The organism is Mesorhizobium sp. WSM4847 (assembly GCF_055811335.1).
Genome location: NZ_JBVVPY010000010.1, coordinates 39,986 through 57,434, shown reverse-complemented (window position 1 = coordinate 57,434; position 17,449 = coordinate 39,986). Strand labels below are relative to the sequence as shown.

The 17,449-nt window shown below is 63.5% G+C and carries 16 protein-coding genes; 12 read left to right on the top strand and 4 right to left on the bottom strand.

What is annotated here, in order from left to right:
* Positions 1 to 53 precede the first annotated feature (53 nt).
* The 8 genes from AC0L28_RS16240 to AC0L28_RS16205 are packed head-to-tail and all read left to right on the top strand — an operon-like array spanning position 54 to position 9,213.
* On the top strand, positions 54 to 977 hold the full coding sequence (locus tag AC0L28_RS16240; protein ID WP_091599904.1) for a carbohydrate ABC transporter permease: 924 nt from the start codon (positions 54 to 56) through the stop codon (positions 975 to 977).
* Between the two features lie 9 nt (positions 978 to 986).
* Complete coding sequence (locus AC0L28_RS16235; protein ID WP_023800184.1) at positions 987 to 1,844, top strand: carbohydrate ABC transporter permease; 858 nt, start codon at positions 987 to 989, stop codon at positions 1,842 to 1,844.
* A 5-nt stretch (positions 1,845 to 1,849) separates the two neighbouring features.
* Positions 1,850 to 2,968 (top strand): ABC transporter ATP-binding protein, encoded by a 1,119-nt coding sequence (locus tag AC0L28_RS16230; RefSeq protein WP_023800185.1) that lies wholly within the window; start codon positions 1,850 to 1,852, stop codon positions 2,966 to 2,968.
* Positions 2,965 to 4,089 (top strand): ABC transporter ATP-binding protein, encoded by a 1,125-nt coding sequence (locus tag AC0L28_RS16225; RefSeq protein ID WP_023800186.1) that lies wholly within the window; start codon positions 2,965 to 2,967, stop codon positions 4,087 to 4,089. Before AC0L28_RS16230 ends, AC0L28_RS16225 begins: the two co-directional genes overlap by 4 nt.
* The gene (locus tag AC0L28_RS16220; protein WP_473478688.1) at positions 4,089 to 5,642 is read left to right on the top strand and encodes an FGGY family carbohydrate kinase; all 1,554 of its coding nucleotides are present in this window, start codon (positions 4,089 to 4,091) and stop codon (positions 5,640 to 5,642) included. The genes AC0L28_RS16225 and AC0L28_RS16220 overlap by 1 nt, the downstream gene beginning before the upstream one ends.
* Before the next feature lie 10 nt (positions 5,643 to 5,652).
* Positions 5,653 to 6,693, top strand: a complete 1,041-nt coding sequence (locus tag AC0L28_RS16215; protein ID WP_128167492.1) for a 2-hydroxyacid dehydrogenase — start codon at positions 5,653 to 5,655, stop codon at positions 6,691 to 6,693.
* A gap of 49 nt (positions 6,694 to 6,742) precedes the next feature.
* Complete coding sequence (locus AC0L28_RS16210) at positions 6,743 to 8,260, top strand: glycerol-3-phosphate dehydrogenase (protein ID WP_473478685.1); 1,518 nt, start codon at positions 6,743 to 6,745, stop codon at positions 8,258 to 8,260.
* Positions 8,260 to 9,213: a sugar phosphate isomerase/epimerase family protein gene (locus AC0L28_RS16205; protein ID WP_473478683.1), complete on the top strand. Its 954-nt coding sequence runs from the start codon at positions 8,260 to 8,262 to the stop codon at positions 9,211 to 9,213. The genes AC0L28_RS16210 and AC0L28_RS16205 overlap by 1 nt, the downstream gene beginning before the upstream one ends.
* A gap of 259 nt (positions 9,214 to 9,472) precedes the next feature.
* Here the strand turns inward: AC0L28_RS16205 and fba are convergent, their stop codons facing one another.
* A complete protein-coding gene (gene fba, locus AC0L28_RS16200; RefSeq protein WP_287281579.1) occupies positions 9,473 to 10,537 on the bottom strand; it encodes a class II fructose-bisphosphate aldolase in 1,065 nt (354 codons plus the stop codon).
* Between the two features lie 290 nt (positions 10,538 to 10,827).
* On the opposite strand from fba, the gene AC0L28_RS16195 reads away from it, so the two are divergent.
* From AC0L28_RS16195 to derI, 4 genes are all read left to right on the top strand, one after another.
* Entirely contained in the window at positions 10,828 to 11,595 is a 768-nt protein-coding gene (locus tag AC0L28_RS16195) for a DeoR/GlpR family DNA-binding transcription regulator (protein WP_023800192.1), read from the top strand.
* A gap of 146 nt (positions 11,596 to 11,741) precedes the next feature.
* On the top strand, positions 11,742 to 12,527 hold the full coding sequence (locus tag AC0L28_RS16190) for a triose-phosphate isomerase (RefSeq protein WP_473478680.1): 786 nt from the start codon (positions 11,742 to 11,744) through the stop codon (positions 12,525 to 12,527).
* Between the two features lie 3 nt (positions 12,528 to 12,530).
* A complete protein-coding gene (locus tag AC0L28_RS16185) occupies positions 12,531 to 12,779 on the top strand; it encodes a hypothetical protein (protein ID WP_473478677.1) in 249 nt (82 codons plus the stop codon).
* On the top strand, positions 12,776 to 13,219 hold the full coding sequence (gene derI, locus AC0L28_RS16180; protein WP_287298689.1) for a D-erythrulose-4-phosphate isomerase: 444 nt from the start codon (positions 12,776 to 12,778) through the stop codon (positions 13,217 to 13,219). The genes AC0L28_RS16185 and derI overlap by 4 nt, the downstream gene beginning before the upstream one ends.
* Positions 13,220 to 13,331: 112 nt before the next feature.
* Here the strand turns inward: derI and dhaL are convergent, their stop codons facing one another.
* From dhaL to AC0L28_RS16165, 3 genes are all read right to left on the bottom strand, one after another.
* Positions 13,332 to 13,970: a dihydroxyacetone kinase subunit DhaL gene (gene dhaL / locus AC0L28_RS16175; RefSeq protein WP_473478674.1), complete on the bottom strand. Its 639-nt coding sequence runs from the start codon at positions 13,968 to 13,970 to the stop codon at positions 13,332 to 13,334.
* Between the two features lie 12 nt (positions 13,971 to 13,982).
* A complete protein-coding gene (locus AC0L28_RS16170) occupies positions 13,983 to 14,990 on the bottom strand; it encodes a dihydroxyacetone kinase subunit DhaK (protein ID WP_091599882.1) in 1,008 nt (335 codons plus the stop codon).
* A gap of 173 nt (positions 14,991 to 15,163) precedes the next feature.
* Positions 15,164 to 17,449 carry a xanthine dehydrogenase family protein molybdopterin-binding subunit gene (locus AC0L28_RS16165; RefSeq protein ID WP_473478900.1) on the bottom strand — a complete coding sequence of 762 codons (2,286 nt, stop codon included), beginning with the start codon at positions 17,447 to 17,449 and terminating at the stop codon, positions 15,164 to 15,166.

Here is a 17,449-nt window from a genome sequence, read left to right as displayed (position 1 = left end):
AGCTCCCTGGGCGGCCGGCAGGGCGAAGCAACAGAGATGACGGGTGAGCCACGATGACTACGGCGACAATGCAAAGAAACAGGCCTTCCGGCTTCAGGATCAGCAAGAAAGTGCTGCCCTATGTGCTCAGCCTGCCGGCCTTGCTCGTCTGCATCGGCATCCTGATCCCGTTCTTCACGTCGGTCGTCTACTCGTTCCAGCGCTACCGGCTGAGCCAGCCCTGGGCGCGGCAGTTCAACTGGGGCGACAACTACATCTCGTTTTTCACCGACCCGAGGTTCTGGAACACGCTGGAGATATCGCTGCTCTATGCCGGCATCACCGTGCTGCTTGAACTGCTTCTCGGTCTCGGCATCGCCATGCTGCTGCAGAAGCGCTCGACGCTGAACAACTTCATCTCGATCATGCTGTTGATGCCGCTGATGACGGCGCCGGCGCTTGCCGCGCTGATGTGGAAGCTGATGACCAATCCCGGCTTTGGCGTGCTGAGCTACCTCGCCAGCCTGATCGGATTGCAGGATTTCCGCTGGGCTTCGTCGCCGTCGACCGCGCTTTTCACGGTGGTGCTTGTCGATATCTGGGTCTACACGCCCTTCATCATGATCCTGCTGCTTGCCGGCCTGCGCAGCCTGCCGACGCAGCCCTTCGAGGCGGCGGCACTTGACGGCGTGCCGCGGAGTTTTGTGTTCTTCCGCATCACCTTGCCGATGCTGACGCCCTACATCCTGACGGCGACGCTGTTTCGCCTGCTGGATTCCATCCAGCAGTTCGACATCATCTATGCCATGACCCAGGGCGGTCCGGGCGACACGCTGACCGTCTTCCAGGTCGAGGCCTATCTCAATTTCTTCCAGTCGACCAATGTCGGCCGCTCGGCGGCGCTGATGATCATCCTGTGGGCGATCACCTATTTCCTCTCCAACATCTTCATCAAGAACTGGCTGCGGCTGCGCGAACGCGCCCGCGGCCTGGCATAGGAGGCCGGGATGGAACACACCTCGCTTCTCGAACGCATCCTGCGTGGCATAGCGCTGACGCTGGTCGTGATCTTCTTCATGTTCCCGATCGTCTGGATCCTCATGATGTCCTTCCAGACCAACGAGACCATCCTGCGGATTCCGCCGCAGCTTGTCTTCAAGCCGACGCTGGCCAACTACACCGCGCTGATCACCGGCAAGCTGACCACGGCGGCCGGCACGCTCGACATCGCCTTCATGCGCAACCTGTGGAATTCGGTGTTCCTGTCGGTCACCTCGGTCGCCGTCGCGCTGCTGCTCGGCGTCCCCGCCGCTTACGCCTTTGCCCGGCACAAATTCCGCGGCTCGGAGGACATCGCCTTCACGCTGCTGTCGTTCCGGTTCGCGCCGGCGCTGCTGGTGCTGCTGCCGCTCACCCTCTATTTCCAGAAGCTTGGACTGGCCAACACCTATATCGGGCTGATCTGGGTCTATCAGCTGATCTGCCTGCCGCTGATCCTGTGGATCGTGCGCGGCTATTTTGAGGACATCCCGGCCGATATCGAATATGCCTATCGCATCGCTGGCCATTCCTGGTTCGCCACCTTCCGCAAGATCGCGCTGCCGCTCGCCGGCCCCGGCATCGCGGCTGCCGGCCTGCTCGCCTTCATCTTCGCCTGGAACAATTTCATCTTCGCGCTCGTGCTCGCTTCGGCCGACAAGCAGCCGGTGACGGTCGGCGCGCTCGCCTTCATCACCTCCTCCGGCATCCAGTACGGCCAGATCTCGGCAGCGATCGTGCTGTCGATCACGCCGACGCTGGCGCTCGCCCTTTACGCGCAGCGCTATCTCGTCGAAGGCCTGTCGCTCGGCGCGGTGAAAGGATAGCTTCGATGGCCAGCCTCGAATTGCGAAATGTCGTCAAGCGCTACAAGAGCCAGACTGTGCTCGACAATCTGTCGTTGAGCGTCGCCGACGGCGAAACCCTGGTCCTGTTCGGACCGTCCGGCGCCGGCAAGACGGTGCTGCTGCGGCTCGTCGCCGGCGTCATCGACCCTGATGAGGGAAAAATCTTCATCGGCGGCGAGGACATGACCGATCTTGACGCCGAGTTCCGCGGCGTCGGCATGGCATTCCAGAATTTCGCGCTGTTTCCGCACATGACCGCCTTCGACAACATCGCCACGCCGCTTCAGGCCAAGCGATCGTCGCAAAGCGCGATGAAGGCGGGTGTCGAGAGCGTCGCCAAGCTGCTGAAGATCGGCCACGTGCTCAGCCACAAGCCACGGGCGCTGTCCAACGGCCAGAAGCAGCGCACCGCGCTCGCCCGCGCTCTGGTCGGCTCGCCGCCGGTGCTGCTGCTCGACGACCCGCTGCGCAACGTCGATGCCAAACTGCGCTTCGAAATGCGGCTCGAACTGCCAAGGCTGCTGGCAGATCGCGGTGCGACCGTCGTCTACGTCACCCAGGACTACAAGGAGGCCATGGCGCTCGGCGATCGCATCGCGGTGATGTCGCAAGGTGTCATCAAGCAGCTCGGCACGCCCGAACAGATCTATCGCGAGCCGGCCAACATCGAGATCGCGCGGCTGTTCGGCGATCCGACAATCAACCTGCTCGACGTCAAGCCGTCGCGCGATGCCAAGGGCATCTATGTCGGTCTGTCGAATGTCCAGGTCCATCTGACCGGCGCCTATGACGCCATGGTCGGCCGCGATTGCGTGATCGGCTTGCGGCCCGAAGCGCTGCGCTTCGTCGACGAAGGAACACCCGCGGCCATTCCGGTGACCGTCGAGGCGGAGACGCCGCTCAACGAAAAGATCGTCACGCTGGTGCGCACCGTGCGCGGTCGCGAAATCCTGGTCTCCCGGCCGGCCGGAACAGCGGGTCAAACCGAGGGCAGGGCCCATATCGCCGTCGACGGCAAAAGCGCCCTGCTGTTCGATCGTGCCAGTGGCGACCGTATCGGCTCGAAAAACGTCGTCAATTTGCGCAGCGGAGAAGCGGCATGAGCCAGAGCGCACTCACCATTTCGGGCGTCGACAAATTCTACGGCCCGATCGACCGAGGTGTGCACGCCGTTCAGAATCTGACGATGGAAATCGACAAGGGCGAGATCGTCGCACTGCTCGGCTCGTCCGGCTGCGGCAAGACTTCGACATTGCGCATGATCGCCGGCTTCGAAGAGGTCTCGCGCGGCAGCATTTCGGTTGCCGGCCGCAAGGTGCACACGCTGCCGCCGGTCAAGCGCAATGTGGCGATGGCGTTCGAGGGCTATTCGCTGTATCCGCCGCTGACCGTGCGCGAGAACATGGCGTTTGCGCTGAAGGCGGCCAGGCTGCCGAAAAGTCAGGTCGACGCGAAAGTTGCCAGCATCGCCAAGCTGCTCGAGATCGAGGACATTCTTGAGCGCTATCCGAGTTCCATCTCCGGCGGCCAGCAGCAGCGCGCCAGCCTCGGCCGGGCACTGATCCGCGAGGCCGACCTGCATCTGCTGGACGAACCGATGGGCCAGCTCGAGCCGCAGCTTCGCGCGGTGCTGCGCGGCCGCATCAAGCACTTCATCAAGGAGCGCGGCTTGACCGCGATCCTGGTCACTCACGACCAGACCGAGGCCAATGCATTGGCCGACCGGATCGCGGTGATGGAAGGCGGCGTGCTGCAGCAGTTCGATACGCCCAATATGCTCAAGCAGCGGCCGGCCAACCTGTTCACCGGCACGTTCGTCGGCGAGCCGCCGATGAATGTCTTCGAGGCCTATGTCGGCACGGCCGCCGACAAGATCAATCTGCGGCTGCCCGACGGGCTTTCACTCGACTATGACAAGGACGCGTTCAGCGGCTCGGTTCGCGACGAATTGCTCAAACGGCAGCGGGTCGTCATCGGTGTCAGGCCCTATGCGGTTCGCCGCTCGAAGGACGGCGTGCCGGCGACGGTTTCGGCCAACCAATGGCTCGGCGACCAGACCCATATCGCGGCGGATTTCGCCGGCGGCTCGCTGGTCCTGGTCGAACATGACCGGACCCGGCTGGAGCTTGGCGCGCCGATCAACATCAGCATCGATCCGAAAAATCTGCACGTCTTCGATCAGTCCAGCGGCATGGCCATTTCGCACGGCATGGAGCTTGCCTGATGCGGGATGTGCTGATCGGCATCGACGCCGGCACGTCTGTCATCAAATCCGTCGCCTTCGACACGGCGGGCCGGCAGCTCGCGGCCGCGGCGGTACCGAACCGGTACGAGACCTTGCCGGGCGGCGGCGCCGAGCAGGATCTGGCACGCACCTGGACCGATACGGCGACCACATTGCGACAGCTTGCCGACAAGGTGCCGGACCTCGCAAGCCGCATCATTGCGATCGCGGTGACCGGGCAGGGCGACGGCACCTGGCTGATCGACAAGGACGGTGAGCCGGTCGCCAAGGGCTGGCTGTGGCTCGACGCGCGCGCTGCCGCCATCGTCGAGGAGATCCGCGCGCGCCCCGATGACCGGCTTCGTTTCGAAAAGACCGGCAGCGGGCTCGCGGCCTGCCAGCAGGGGCCGCAGCTTGCCTTCATGAAGCACAACGCGCCTGACAGGCTTGCCGGCGCCGCGACAGCGTTCCATTGCAAGGACTGGCTCTATTTCAACCTGACCGGCGAACGCGCCACCGATCCTTCCGAGGGCACCTTCACCTTTGGCGACTTTCGCACCCGCGGCTATTGCGACGAGGTGCTTGAGGTGCTCGGCGTCGCCGACCTCAGGCATCTGCTGCCGCCGATCGTCGACGGCACCAGGCATAACGCCGGCCTGTCGGCGGCGGCTGCCAAAGCGACCGGGCTGCTTTCCGGTACGCCGGTGGTACTGGCCTATGTCGACGTGGCCTGCACCGCGCTCGGCGCCGGCCTGCTCGACCGCGAGCGCAAGCCTGGCTGCTCGATCATCGGCTCCACCGGCATGCATATGCGGCTTGCTCAGACGCCGGACGAGGTGCTGCTCAACGAGGCCAGGACCGGCTACACGATGACGATGCCGGCGCCCGGCGTCTTTGCGCAGATGCAGTCGAACATGGCAGCGACGCTCAACATCGATTGGATCCTTAGCCTCGCCTCCGGCATACTCGCCTCGCAAGGCATCACCCGCAGCAATGGCGAGATGATCGCGCTGGTCGACGAATGGATATCGTCATCGGAGCCGGCCTCGCTGCTCTATCAGCCCTATGTGTCGGAGGCCGGCGAGCGCGGGCCGTTCGTCGATGCCAATGCCAGGGCCGGTTTCGTCGGCATTTCGTCGCGGCACGGTTATGCCGATATGGTTCGCGCTGTTTTTGAGGGGCTGGCATTCGCGTCGCGCGATTGCTACGCCGCCATGGGGCCGCTGCCGAGCGAAATCCGGCTGACCGGCGGCGCCGCCAGAAGCCCGGCTCTGCGCAAGATCCTCGGCGCTGTCGTCGGCGCCGACATTCGCACCAGCCAACGCGAGGAAACCGGTGCGGCGGGCGCCGCGATGATCGCTGCGGTCTGCGTCGGCCAATACAGTTCGATGGACGAATGCGTCGGCGAATGGGTCACGCCGCTGCTGGGCGCGACGGAACCGAGCGACCGAAAACTTGCCGCGATCTATGAGCGGGCGGTTCCGTCCTACACATTGGCGCATGAGGCGCTGCGGCCGGTCTGGCGGTCGATGGCCGCGTCCAGGGCAAACTGAGAAGTCGAGCATGCATAAGAAGATTGCAATCATTGGCGACCGCTTCATGCTTCCCGAGGTCTTTCGCGAGAAAATCGAGAAGGCCTGCGGCGACAATCTCGACATCCGCACCCTTGAGGCGGCCTGGCCCGACGAGCCGATGGAATTCGGCAATGCGGCGCTCGGCCTCGACAAGGTGAAGGAGTATTTTGGCGATCCGGACGAGGTGGTCGATTTCATTGGCGACGCCGAGATATTCGTCACCCAGCTTGCGCCGCTGTCCGAGACCATGATGCAGCGTCTGCCTGCGCTGAAGCTGGTTGCGGTCTCGCGCGGCGGCCCGATCAACATCGACATGGTTGCCGCCAGGGCCCACGGCATCACCGTCGTCAATGTGCCCGGCCGCAATGCAAGTGCTGTGGCCGAATTCACCATCGGTGCGATCCTTGCCGAGACGCGGCTGATCCGGGTCGGGCACGAGGCCTTGCGCAAAGGGGAATGGCGCGGCGATCTCTACCGGGCCGACCGTACCGGCCGCGAGCTCAACGAAATGAGCGTCGGCGTCATCGGCTACGGCAATATCGGCACCAAGGTTGTCCGCCTGCTGCGCGCCTTCGGCTGCCGCATCCTGGTCACCGATCCCTATGTGCAACTGAGCGCCGAAGACCGCAATGACGGCGTCGAACTGGTCGCGCTCGACGATCTCCTGTCCCGCTCCGATGTGGTCACGCTTCATCCCCGGGTGACCGAGGAAACCCGCGGCCTCATCAACAAGGACATCATCGCTCGGATGAAGCCGGGGGTGATCTTCGTCAACACCGCGCGCGGGCCACTGGTCGATTACGACGCGCTTTACGATGCGCTGGTCTCAGGCCATATCGGCAGCGCCATGCTGGAGACGTTCGCGGTCGAGCCGGTGCCTGCCGACTGGCCGCTGCTGCAGCTTCCGAATGTCACCTTAACGCCGCATATCGCCGGCGCTTCCGTGCGCACGGTGACCTATGCGGCCGAGCAAGCGGCCGAAGAGGTGCGCCGCTTCATCGTCGGGCTCCCGCCGGTCAACCCGTGCTGAAGGTCGCGGCAGCCATGAAACGCAATCCAGGCATAGAGGATCCGGCGAGATGAGCGGCGCCACTGAAATCGTCGATCTGTTCGTCATCGGCGGTGGCGTCAATGGCGCCGGCATCGCGCGCGACGCAGTCGGCCGCGGGCTTTCCGTCATCCTGTGCGAAAAAGACGATCTCGCCGAAGGCACCAGTTCGCGATCGGGAAAGCTCGTCCATGGCGGCCTGCGCTATCTCGAATACTACGAATTCCGGCTGGTGCGCGAGGCGCTGATCGAACGCGAAGTGCTGCTTGAATCGGCGCCGCATATCATCTGGCCGATGCGCTTCGTGCTGCCGCACAGCCCGGACGACCGGCCGGCCTGGCTGGTCCGGCTCGGTCTGTTCCTCTACGATCATCTTGGCGGCCGCAAACGGCTGCCGGGCACCCGCACGCTCAACCTGCGCACCGCGCCCGAAGGCGCACCGATCAAGGATGCGTTCAAGCGCGGTTTCGAATATTCCGATTGCTGGGTCGACGACGCCCGTCTCGTCGTCATCAATGCGCTCGACGCTGCGGAACGGGGAGCCAGGATCTTCACCCGGACCGCCTGCACCGCCGCCCGCCGTGAAAACGGCCTGTGGTCGGTCGAGATGCGCGACAGCCGAACCGGCGTCAGGACCACGGTTCGGGCGCGTGCGCTGATAAACGCCGCCGGTCCCTGGGTCAACGACATCATCAACCGCGTGGCTGGCCAGAACTCCAAGCGGAATGTCCGGCTGGTCAAGGGCAGCCACATCGTCGTGCCGAAATTCTGGGAAGGGCGGCAGGCCTATCTGGTCCAGAACAGCGACAAGCGCGTGATCTTCATCAATCCCTACCAGAACGATCTGGCCCTGATCGGCACCACCGATATTCCCTATGAGGGGCGGCCGGAAGACGTGGCGGCGGATGCCAGCGAGGTCGACTACCTGATCAAGGTGGTCAACCGCTACTTCAAGCGCGAACTTGCCCGCGACGATGTCATCTACTCGTTCTCGGGCGTCAGGCCGCTCTATGACGACAACTCCGACAATCCGAGCGCGGTGACGCGCGACTATATTTTCGAACTCGACGCATCATCCGGGCAGGCGCCGCTGCTCTCCGTCTTCGGCGGCAAGATCACCACCTCCCGCAAGCTGGCCGAGCATGCGCTGGACCGGATCGCACCTTTCTTTCCGAAAATGGGCAAGCCGTGGACGTCGAAAGGCTACCTGCCGGGTGGTGATATCGCCAACGCCGATTTCGAGCAGTTTCTCGGCGATCTCGGCCGTGAATTTCCCTGGATGCCGGCATCGCTGGTCAAACACTATGGCCGGCTCTACGGCACTAGGACGCGCGTTGTGGTCGGTGCGTCCAGGTCGCTCACCGAACTGGGCCGGTGCTTCGGCAAGGATTTTTTCGAACGCGAAGCCAGTTATTTGTTCGAGCATGAATGGGCGCTGACCGCTGCCGATATTCTCGAACGGCGCACCAAGCACGGCCTGCATCTGTCCGCCGCAGAAAGAGCCGCCTTCGAGGACTGGTGCGTTGGCCGACTGGTGAGGGCAGGCTGATGACTTTTACGCTTTCCCTCAACACCAATCCGCTGGTCAACCGTTTTGCCGAACCGGACGATCTGATCGACGCGATCGCCTACGACATCGGCATCCGGGACGTGCAGCTCACGCATGAATTCGTCAATCCCGGCTGGCCGGCGGCGACGATCTCGAAATTCGTCCGCCTGTTCCGCACGGCGCTCGACCGCACCGGCGTGCGCGTGACGTCCGGGATGACCGGCCCTTACGGGCGGCTCAACCATTTCGGCCATCCCGACGCCGACGTGCGCCGCTACTACGTCGATTGGTTCAAGACCTTTGCCGACATTTCGGCCGAGCTCGGCGCCAGCGGCATGGGCACGCAGTTCGCGATCTTCACGCACCGGGATTTTGACGATCCCGAGCGTCGCGCGCGGCTTTTCGAGATCGCGCTGGAATGCTGGCGCGAGGTCGCCGAGCACGCCAGGGCGGCCGGATTGACCTATCTGTTCTGGGAGCCGATGTCGGTCGGCCGCGAATTCGGCCATACGATCGAGTGCTGCCGGTCCCTGCACAACGAGATCGAAGCGGCCGGCATGGCCATCCCGCTGAAGATGATGGTCGATATCGACCATGGCGACGTCACCTCGAGCAATCCGGACGACATCGACCCCTATGCCTGGGCCGAAGCCTTTCCCACGGTCTCGCCGATCATCCACATCAAGCAGTCGTCGATGAACAAGGGCGGCCATTGGCCGTTCATCGCCGCCTACAACAAGGGCGGCCGCATCACACCGGAAAAATTGTTGGAGACGGTTCGCCGCGGCGGCGGCGTCGACAACGAGATCTGCCTCGAACTGTCGTTCCGCGAACGCGAGCCGGTCGACCACCAGGTCGTCGCGATGATCCGCGAGTCGGTCGATTATTGGGCGCCGTTTATCGAGACCGGCAGGACGGCGATTTTGCCGCGAGCAGGATCGCTTCAGGTTTGAAGCCGTCCTCGACTGGATTATCCACGTTCGCGCTGCCCCTCACTGCCTGCCGAGGAGAGGGGAGCTGTCGTCGCCGGTTTCGCCAATCGCCAGCGTTGCAGGAAGGGCGCCAACGTCGCGGCCAGCCCCTTTCTCCCCGTTTTCGGGGAGAAATGCCCGGCAGGGCAATGAGGGGCAGCGCCGACTCCGACAATTGGTCGTCTCAAGCACGGGTTAGAAGCCGAAACGATTACACTGTGCTCATGCCTGCCTCAACACGTCAGCCGAACTTCGGGTCGAGACTGCCCGACTTGTAGCGCTTGGCCATTTCCGAGACCGGCAGCGGCTTGATCTTGGGGGCGTTGCCGGCAGTGCCGAACTGCTCGAAGCGCTCCTTGCACAGCTTCCTCATGGCGGCCATTGCCGGCGTCAGATATTTGCGCGGATCGAACTCGCTCGGGTTCTCGGTCAGCACCTTGCGGATCGCGCCGGTCAGCGCCATGCGGTTGTCGGTGTCGATGTTGATCTTGCGCACGCCGTGCTTGATGCCGCGCTGGATCTCCTCGACCGGCACACCCCATGTCGGCTTCATCTGGCCGCCATATTTGTTGATGATCTCCTGCAGCTCTTCCGGCACCGAGGACGAGCCGTGCATGACCAGGTGCATGTTCGGCAGGCGGCGGTGGATCTCCTCGATCACGTTCATGGCGAGCACCGCGCCGTCCGGCTTGCGCGAGAACTTGTAGGCGCCGTGGCTGGTGCCCATGGCAACGGCCAGCGCATCGACATGCGTGTCCTTGACGAACTGCACCGCCTGCTCCGGATCGGTCAGCAACTGGTCATGGCTGACGGCGCCCTCGACGCCGTGGCCGTCTTCCTGTTCGCCGCCGCCCATCTCCAGGGATCCGAGAACGCCGATCTCGCCTTCCACCGACACGCCGCCCCAATGCGCCATGTCGACGACGCGCCGCGTGATGCCGGAATTATGGTCGTAATCGGCCGGCGTCTTGCCGTCCTCCTTCAGCGATCCGTCCATCATCACCGAGGTGAAGCCGTGCTGGATCGCGGTCACGCAGGTGGCTTCGTTGTTGCCATGGTCGAGATGCATGCAAACCGGGATATCGGGATGGATCTCGACCAGCGCGTCGATCAGCTTGGCCAGCACGACGTCGTTCGCATAGGCGCGGGCGCCGCGGCTCGCCTGCAGGATGACAGGCGATTTGGTCTCCTCGGCCGCCTCCATGATGGCAAGGCCCTGTTCCATATTGTTCATGTTGAAGGCAGGCACGCCATAGCCGTGTTCGGCGGCATGGTCGAGCAATTGTCTCAGTGTGATGCGAGCCACCCAATGGTCTCCCGTATTTGGTTTCAAGCCTATGGTTTGCGAGCTGTCCGTTCGTCGTTCAGCCCATTGATGCTTCTGGCCGGATTTCCGGAGAACCGCAACCTTTGGCCATGCCGCCGAGAGCAATTCTTGTTACAAGGCAGCGATCAGAAGCAAGGAATATCCCAAGGAAACATAACACCATCACAAAAAATTTGGCATGCATGCGATTTTATCTGTTATAATAGCTCTAACCCGCCGTTCTGCTACGGCGGACGCGGCGACGCGGATTAAAGGAAACAGGCTGGACGATGAAGAGCGACGGCCGGCGGCAAGGCATCATGGATTTTCTGATGGACACCGGCACGGCCAGTGTCGATGACCTTGCCTCGCGCTTCGGCGTGTCGAAGATGACCGTCCATCGCGACCTCGACGAGCTCGAGGAAAGCGGCTTCCTGCGCAAGATACGCGGCGGCGCCTCGATTCAGCCGAGCGGCCTGTTCGAAAGTGATTTCCGCTACCGTCAGAAGCAGGCCGCCGAGGAGAAGCAGCGCCTGGCGGTTGCCGCCGTGGCTGTCATCGAACCGGGCCAGACGGTGATCATCGACGACGGCTCGACGGCGGGCGGCATTGCGCGCCACCTTGCGGATCTGCGCCCGCTGACCGTGATCTCCAACAATCTGGCCGTGATACAGGATCTGGCCGGCGTTGCCGGTATCACCCTGATCGCGCTCGGCGGCCAGTACAGCAAGAAATTCCACGGTTTCTTCGGCCTGCTTGCCGAGGACACGCTGAGATCGTTGCGCGCCGATGTCGCCTTCCTGTCGTCGTCCGCCATCCACGGCGTTTCCGCCTTCCACCAGGACCAGGAAGTGGTCCATACCAAGCGGTTGATGATGGCCGCGGCCGCCCGCAAATATCTGCTGGTCGATCACGGCAAGTTCGGCCGCACCGCCCTGCATTTCCTGACCGATCTCAAGGCGTTCGACGCCGTCTTCACCGGTCGAGAACTGGGACCGCAGATGCGCGAGGCGCTGGATGGCGCCGGCGTTTCGCTGACACTGGTCGAGAAGGACTAGACCATGATCCCGAAAAGTGGGAACCGGTTTTCGGAAAAGATCATGGTCAAAGAAGAAGATAGAGCCATGATCCCGAAAAGTGGGAACCGGTTTTCGGAAAAGATCATGGTCAAAGAAGAAGATAGAGCCCCATCCCGCCTCGCGGGATGGAACAGGCTCTAGAAGGAGGACGCGTGGCTTACTGGGTCGGCACAAGCTGGAAAATGAACAAGACGCTTGCAGAAGCGACTGACTTTGCCAGGGCGCTGGCGGGGTTCGTCCCCGGTTTCAACGACCGTATCCAGCCCTTCGTCATCCCGCCCTTCACGGCGGTCCGCGAGGTCAAGAAAGCGCTGGCATCGACGCGGATCAAGGTCGGTGCCCAGAACATGCACTGGGCCGACGCCGGCGCCTGGACCGGCGAGATCTCGCCGGTGATGTTGACGGACTGCGGGCTCGATCTCGTCGAGCTCGGCCATAGCGAACGGCGCGAGCATTTCGGCGAGACCGACAATACGGTTGGTCTCAAGACCGCAGCGGCGGTGAAGCACGGGTTGGTGCCGCTCATTTGCGTCGGCGAGACATTGGCGCAACGCAACAGCGGCCAGGCCGATGCGGTGCTGGCCTTGCAGGTGCACGGCGCGCTGCAATACCTCGAAGGCCAGGCCAAGGCGGCGACGATCCTGTTTGCTTACGAACCGGTCTGGGCGATCGGCGACAAGGGCATTCCGGCAAGTGCCGACTACGCCGACAGGCAGCAGGCGCTGATCAAGAAGATCGCCGGCGATCTTCTGCCGGCCATGCCGCCGGTGCTTTATGGCGGCAGCGTCAATCCGCAAAATGCCGCCGAGCTGATCGGCCAGCCGCATATCGACGGGCTGTTCATCGGCCGCTCCGCCTGGCAGGCGGAAGGCTATATCGACATCCTCGAACGCGCCTCGGCGGCGATCTAGAGCATGATCCCGAAAAGTGGAATCCGGTTTTTCGGAAAAGATCATGCTCAGACAAAAGATAGCATGATCCCGAAAAGTGGAATCCGGTTTTTCGGAAAAGATCATGCTCAAACAAAAGATAGCATGATCCCGAAAAGTGGAATCCGGTTTTCGGAAAAAGATCATGCCCAACAAAAGTTAGAGCCCCATCCCGATGCCATCGGGATGGAACAGGCTCCAGAGCAATCGAACAGGAAAGGACAGAAAAAATGAAAATAGCCATTGGGGCCGACAGCGCCGGCAAGCCGCTGCTCGACGTCATTGCCGCTCACCTGGCCACCAAGCCCGGCCTCTCCGTCAGCGACGTCAGCCAGGCCGGCTACTATGCCGACCTGTCGCAGAAGCTCGCCCAGACCATCCTCGACGGCGAAAACGATCGCGGCATCTTGTTTTGCGGCACCGGCATCGGCGTTTCCATCTCGGCCAACAAGGTGCCCGGCATTCGCGCCGCACTCACCCATGACACCTATTCGGCGGAGCGCGCGGCGAAATCCAACAATGCCCAGATCATCACCATGGGCGCCCGCGTTATCGGCCCGGAACTGGCCAAGGCGATCGTCGATGCCTGGCTCGCATCGGAGTTCGACGAAAACGGGCCATCGGCCGGCAATGTCCAGGCGATCGACAGGCTCGACGCGGCGAAGCTAGGCTAATGCATGTCGCCCAAAAGCATGCCCTCGGGCGTGAACCGAGGGTGCGCAGCGGTTTTGGGATAACGACATGTATAAAACAGGAGCTTAAGCGCGTCGCATTGATGCGATGCGCTTAAGCCAGGCTTTTTCGCATCGCGCCGATAACGGTGACCGCCGACGCCGCGCCGGGGTCGATGTGTCCGAGCGACCGCTCGCCGAGCCGCGACGAGCGGCCCTTCGCGGCGATCATATCCTTGGTCGCCTCGGCGCCCCGTCCGGCTGCTTCGAGGGCGGCTGCCAGGCTTTCGGACAGGGTCTTGCCGGCGACATGGGCAGCGGCCGCGGCTTGCGCCGCCGGCAGCCAGGCGTCGACCATCGTCTTCTCGCCGATCTCCGCCTTGCCGCGATCCTGGATGCCTTGCGCCATCGCCTGGAACAGGGCGACGACATCGGCGCCCGCCAAGGTCGCCTTGCCCTTGACGGCAGCCGCACCACGCATGAAGGCCGTCGCGTAGAGCGGGCCCGACGAGGCGCCGACGGCGTTGAGGAACGACTTCGCCGCAGTGTTGAGGAGAACAGTCGGCTCGGTTGCCGTGAGCTCCAGCGGCGCCAGCGCATCGCGCACCGCCCCAAAGCCGAGCGCCATGGCGATGCCATGATCGGCGTCGCCGATGACCCCGTCGAGCTGACAGAGCCTGTCCTTGTCGGCTTCGATCGCCACCGCGATCGCATCGAACATTCTTTTCAGATCGGCTGCATCGATGGATGTCATGGATGCACCCTTTCAGCCGGCGCGGAACATGGCGCAGTCGCAAGGATGGTCGAGCATCGTCTGCAATTCGGCGTCGAGATGCATCAGCGTCACCGAGGCGCCGGCCATTTCGAGCGAGGTGCAATAATTGCCGACCCAGGTCGCGTGAACTGACACGCCGATGTCATCGAGCCGCTGTTTGACGCGCCGGTTCATGATGTAGAGCTCCATCAGCGGCGTCGAGCCGAGCGAATTGATGAGCACGGCGACCTTGTCGCCGCGTGCCGGCGCCATCTCGTCGACGATCTTGTCCAGCATCTCGTCGGTGATCTCGTCGGCGGTTTTCAATTTTCCGCGGGCGATGCCCGGCTCGCCATGGATGCCCATGCCGATCTCCATCTCATCCGGTCCGATCTCAAAATTCGGCCGGCGGGTCTGCGGCAGCGAACAGGGCGACAGCGCCACGCCCATGGTGAAGGTGTGATCATTGGCCTTCCTGGCGATACGCTCGCATTCGTCGAATGACAGCATCCGCTCGCAGGCGGCACCGGCGGCCTTGAAGATGAAGAAATTGCCGGCGACACCACGGCGCTTTTGCCTCTGGTCGCGCGGCGCCGATGCCACGTCGTCGGTGGTCAGCACGGTGCGCACTTCAATGTCATCCATCGCCGCCATCTCTGCGGCCATGTCGAAGTTCATCACGTCGCCGGCATAGTTGCCATACATGAACAGCACGCCGGCGCCGCCGCTGGCCGCCTTGGCGCATTCAAGGATCGGGTCCGGCGGCGGCGAGGCAAAGACATTGCCGATCGCCGCCGCGTCGGCCAGCCCCTTGCCGACGAAACCGAGGAAGGTCGGCTCGTGGCCGGAGCCGCCGCCGATGACGAGGCCGACCTTGCCCTGGCGAGGTCCATCGCGGGCGATGATCGAGCGTGGGCTGCCCTCCATGCTTTTGAGATGGCGGGGATGCGCGGCCAGAATGCCTTCCAGCATCTCGTCGACAGTGCGGTTGCCGTCGTTGATAATCTTCTTGGTCTGCACCGGAAGCCTCCCGATTTCGGCAATTTCGCAGATAGTACAGCGTGTTACCGGAATTTCCACCCGGGGAGGGAGATTTCACGCGGCAATATGTTCCGGCGCGGCCAGTACCTGCACGCAGGGATTGGTAGCCGCTTTGTCCTTGAGCTTGAAATGCCCGAACAAGACTTGCCGCGTCAAATGGCGATCACCGGCAAGGCAGGCAGCAGCTTGTCCAGGGTGATGGGAAAGTCACGCACCCGCACGCCGGTCGCGTTATAGATGGCGTTGGCAACAGCTGCCCCCGCACCGCAGACGCCGAGTTCGCCGATCCCCTTCGCGCCGAATGGATTGGCCTTGTCGTCATGTTCCTCGAGGAAGACGACCTCCATCTCCGGGACGTCGCCGTTGATCGGGACGTGATACTCGGCAAGATCGTGATTGACGAAGTGGCCGTAGCGCCGGTCGAGCACCGTCTGCTCCATCAGCGCCGCACCGATTCCCCAGGTCATGCCGCCGATGATTTGCGAGCGCGCGGTCTTGGGGTTGAGGATACGGCCAGCGCCCATCACCGCCAGCATCCGGCGCATGCGGATCTCACCGGTATCGCAATCGACGGCGACCTCGGCGAAATGCGCGCCATAGGAATGCTGCGAGTAAGCCTTGTATGACGGGGTGGCAGCGCCGGCGGCCACGGAACCCTCGGCCTCGAACCCGTCGGGAGCGATCCCTCGGACAAGATCGGCCAGGCTTGCCGAACGCTGGCCGAGCCTGACCTCGCCGTCGGCAAAGCTCGCTTCGGTGGCGCCAGCGCCGCGCAACGGCGAGGCTTCGCTCGACCGCGCCGCCTGCAATATCCGTTCCCTAAGGGCGTTGCAGGCGTTGTGCAGCGCCGACCCTGCACTTGCCGCGCCCCAGGACCCGCCGGAGCCGGCGGTACGCGGGAAGCGGCTGTCGCCAAGCTCCACTTTCACGGACGAGATCGGCACGCCGAGGCTGTCCGCGGCGATCTGGGTCAGGATCGTATAGGTGCCGGTCCCGATATCGGTCATGTCGAGCCGCGCCGTCACCCGACCGTCGCGGTCGATCGCAACCCGCGCCGTCGCCGCGCCGATGTAGTTCGGACGGATCGCCGCCGCCATGCCGTAGCCGATGAGCTTGCGGCCCTCTCGGGCGCGGCCCGGCGTCGGGTTTCTTCGCTGCCAACCGAAACGGCGGGCGCCTTCCTCCATGCAGGCGACGAGGTTGCGGGTGGAGAACGGCACGCCGCGCTCGGGATCCTGGGCCGGTTCATTGCGGATCCTGAGTTCGATCGGGTCCAGTCCGAGCCGCTCGGCGAGTTCATCCATGGCGCATTCGAAGGCCAGCATGCCGGGGGCTTCGCCGGGCGAGCGCATCCATTCGCCGCGGTTGATATCCAGCGGGACCAGGCGATGGCGGGTGACACGGTTCGGCGCCGCATAGAGCGAGCGGGCAAAAACTGCCGTTTGCTCGCAGTACTCCTCGAAGCTGGACGTTGCCGACCAGACGTCGTGCGCGATCCCGGTGAGCCGCCCGTCGGTGCCCGTGCTGAGACGTACCTGTTGGATCATCTCTGCGCGATGACCGGCATTGGCGAACATCTGTTGTCGCGTCAGCGCGATCTTGACGGGACGCTGCAGGACCTTTGCAGCAAGCGCGGCCAGGATCGTATCGGCATGGGCAATCAGCTTGGAGCCGAAGCCGCCGCCGATGAACGGGCTGATGATGCGCACACGCTCGGGCGGGATGCGAAGGGTGCTGGCGACCCCTGCCCGGAAATTCGCCAGGGTCTGCGCCGATGTATGGATCGTCAGCTCGTTGCCTGACCAGGCGGCGAGCGTCGCATGGGGCTCCATCGGATTGTGATGTTCGAAGGGCGTCCGGTAAGTGGCATCGACCTTGACCGGAGCCGCGGCAAAGGCGCTCTCGAAGTCGCCGATCACGCTGTCGGTCTCGAAGCCGGCATTGGTCCGCTTTGGTGCGTAGGCGTCGGCCACATGTCCCGACAGATCGTAGAGGCCCGGCTCCTCGTCGTAGCGCACTTTGATGAGGCCGGCGGCAGCACGTGCCGCCTCGAACGTCTCCGCAACGACCAGCGCGACGGGCTCGTCGTAATAGCGCACCCGCTCGCTGTTGAGCGCGGGCCGGGCGCGCGTGAAGACCTCCGGCACCGTCGGCGTGACCGCCGGGCCGAAATCCGGCTGGGCCGGCGCATTCCGGTGCGTCGTGACGAGCAGCACTGCCGGCGCCCGTTCGGCTTCGGCCGTGTCGATCTCGGCAATGCGCCCCTTGGCGACGGCAGCGCCGAGAATATAGCCAAAGGCTGTACCCTCCAGCGTATTCTCGTAGGCGTAGGTGGCATCGCCTCTCACCTTGAGCGGACCATCGATGCGATCGAATGGACGCCCGATGATGCCGCTGCGTGTTTCGCGAGGACGGTTTGAGGTCTTCGTCTCTGTCAT

What these genes read in the sequence shown, in the direction of transcription:
- AC0L28_RS16240 (WP_091599904.1), top strand. Translation starts at nt 54, where the DNA reads ATGACTACGGCGACAATGCAAAGAAACAGGCCTTCCGGCTTCAGGATC.
- AC0L28_RS16235 (WP_023800184.1), top strand. Translation starts at nt 987, where the DNA reads ATGGAACACACCTCGCTTCTCGAACGCATCCTGCGTGGCATAGCGCTG.
- AC0L28_RS16230 (WP_023800185.1), top strand. Translation starts at nt 1,850, where the DNA reads ATGGCCAGCCTCGAATTGCGAAATGTCGTCAAGCGCTACAAGAGCCAG.
- AC0L28_RS16225 (WP_023800186.1), top strand. Translation starts at nt 2,965, where the DNA reads ATGAGCCAGAGCGCACTCACCATTTCGGGCGTCGACAAATTCTACGGC.
- AC0L28_RS16220 (WP_473478688.1), top strand. Translation starts at nt 4,089, where the DNA reads ATGCGGGATGTGCTGATCGGCATCGACGCCGGCACGTCTGTCATCAAA.
- AC0L28_RS16215 (WP_128167492.1), top strand. Translation starts at nt 5,653, where the DNA reads ATGCATAAGAAGATTGCAATCATTGGCGACCGCTTCATGCTTCCCGAG.
- AC0L28_RS16210 (WP_473478685.1), top strand. Translation starts at nt 6,743, where the DNA reads ATGAGCGGCGCCACTGAAATCGTCGATCTGTTCGTCATCGGCGGTGGC.
- AC0L28_RS16205 (WP_473478683.1), top strand. Translation starts at nt 8,260, where the DNA reads ATGACTTTTACGCTTTCCCTCAACACCAATCCGCTGGTCAACCGTTTT.
- AC0L28_RS16195 (WP_023800192.1), top strand. Translation starts at nt 10,828, where the DNA reads ATGAAGAGCGACGGCCGGCGGCAAGGCATCATGGATTTTCTGATGGAC.
- AC0L28_RS16190 (WP_473478680.1), top strand. Translation starts at nt 11,742, where the DNA reads ATGGAACAGGCTCTAGAAGGAGGACGCGTGGCTTACTGGGTCGGCACA.
- AC0L28_RS16185 (WP_473478677.1), top strand. Translation starts at nt 12,531, where the DNA reads ATGATCCCGAAAAGTGGAATCCGGTTTTTCGGAAAAGATCATGCTCAG.
- derI (WP_287298689.1), top strand. Translation starts at nt 12,776, where the DNA reads ATGAAAATAGCCATTGGGGCCGACAGCGCCGGCAAGCCGCTGCTCGAC.
- dhaL (WP_473478674.1), bottom strand. Translation starts at nt 13,970, where the DNA reads ATGACATCCATCGATGCAGCCGATCTGAAAAGAATGTTCGATGCGATC.
- AC0L28_RS16165 (WP_473478900.1), bottom strand. Translation starts at nt 17,449, where the DNA reads ATGACAGAGACGAAGACCTCAAACCGTCCTCGCGAAACACGCAGCGGC.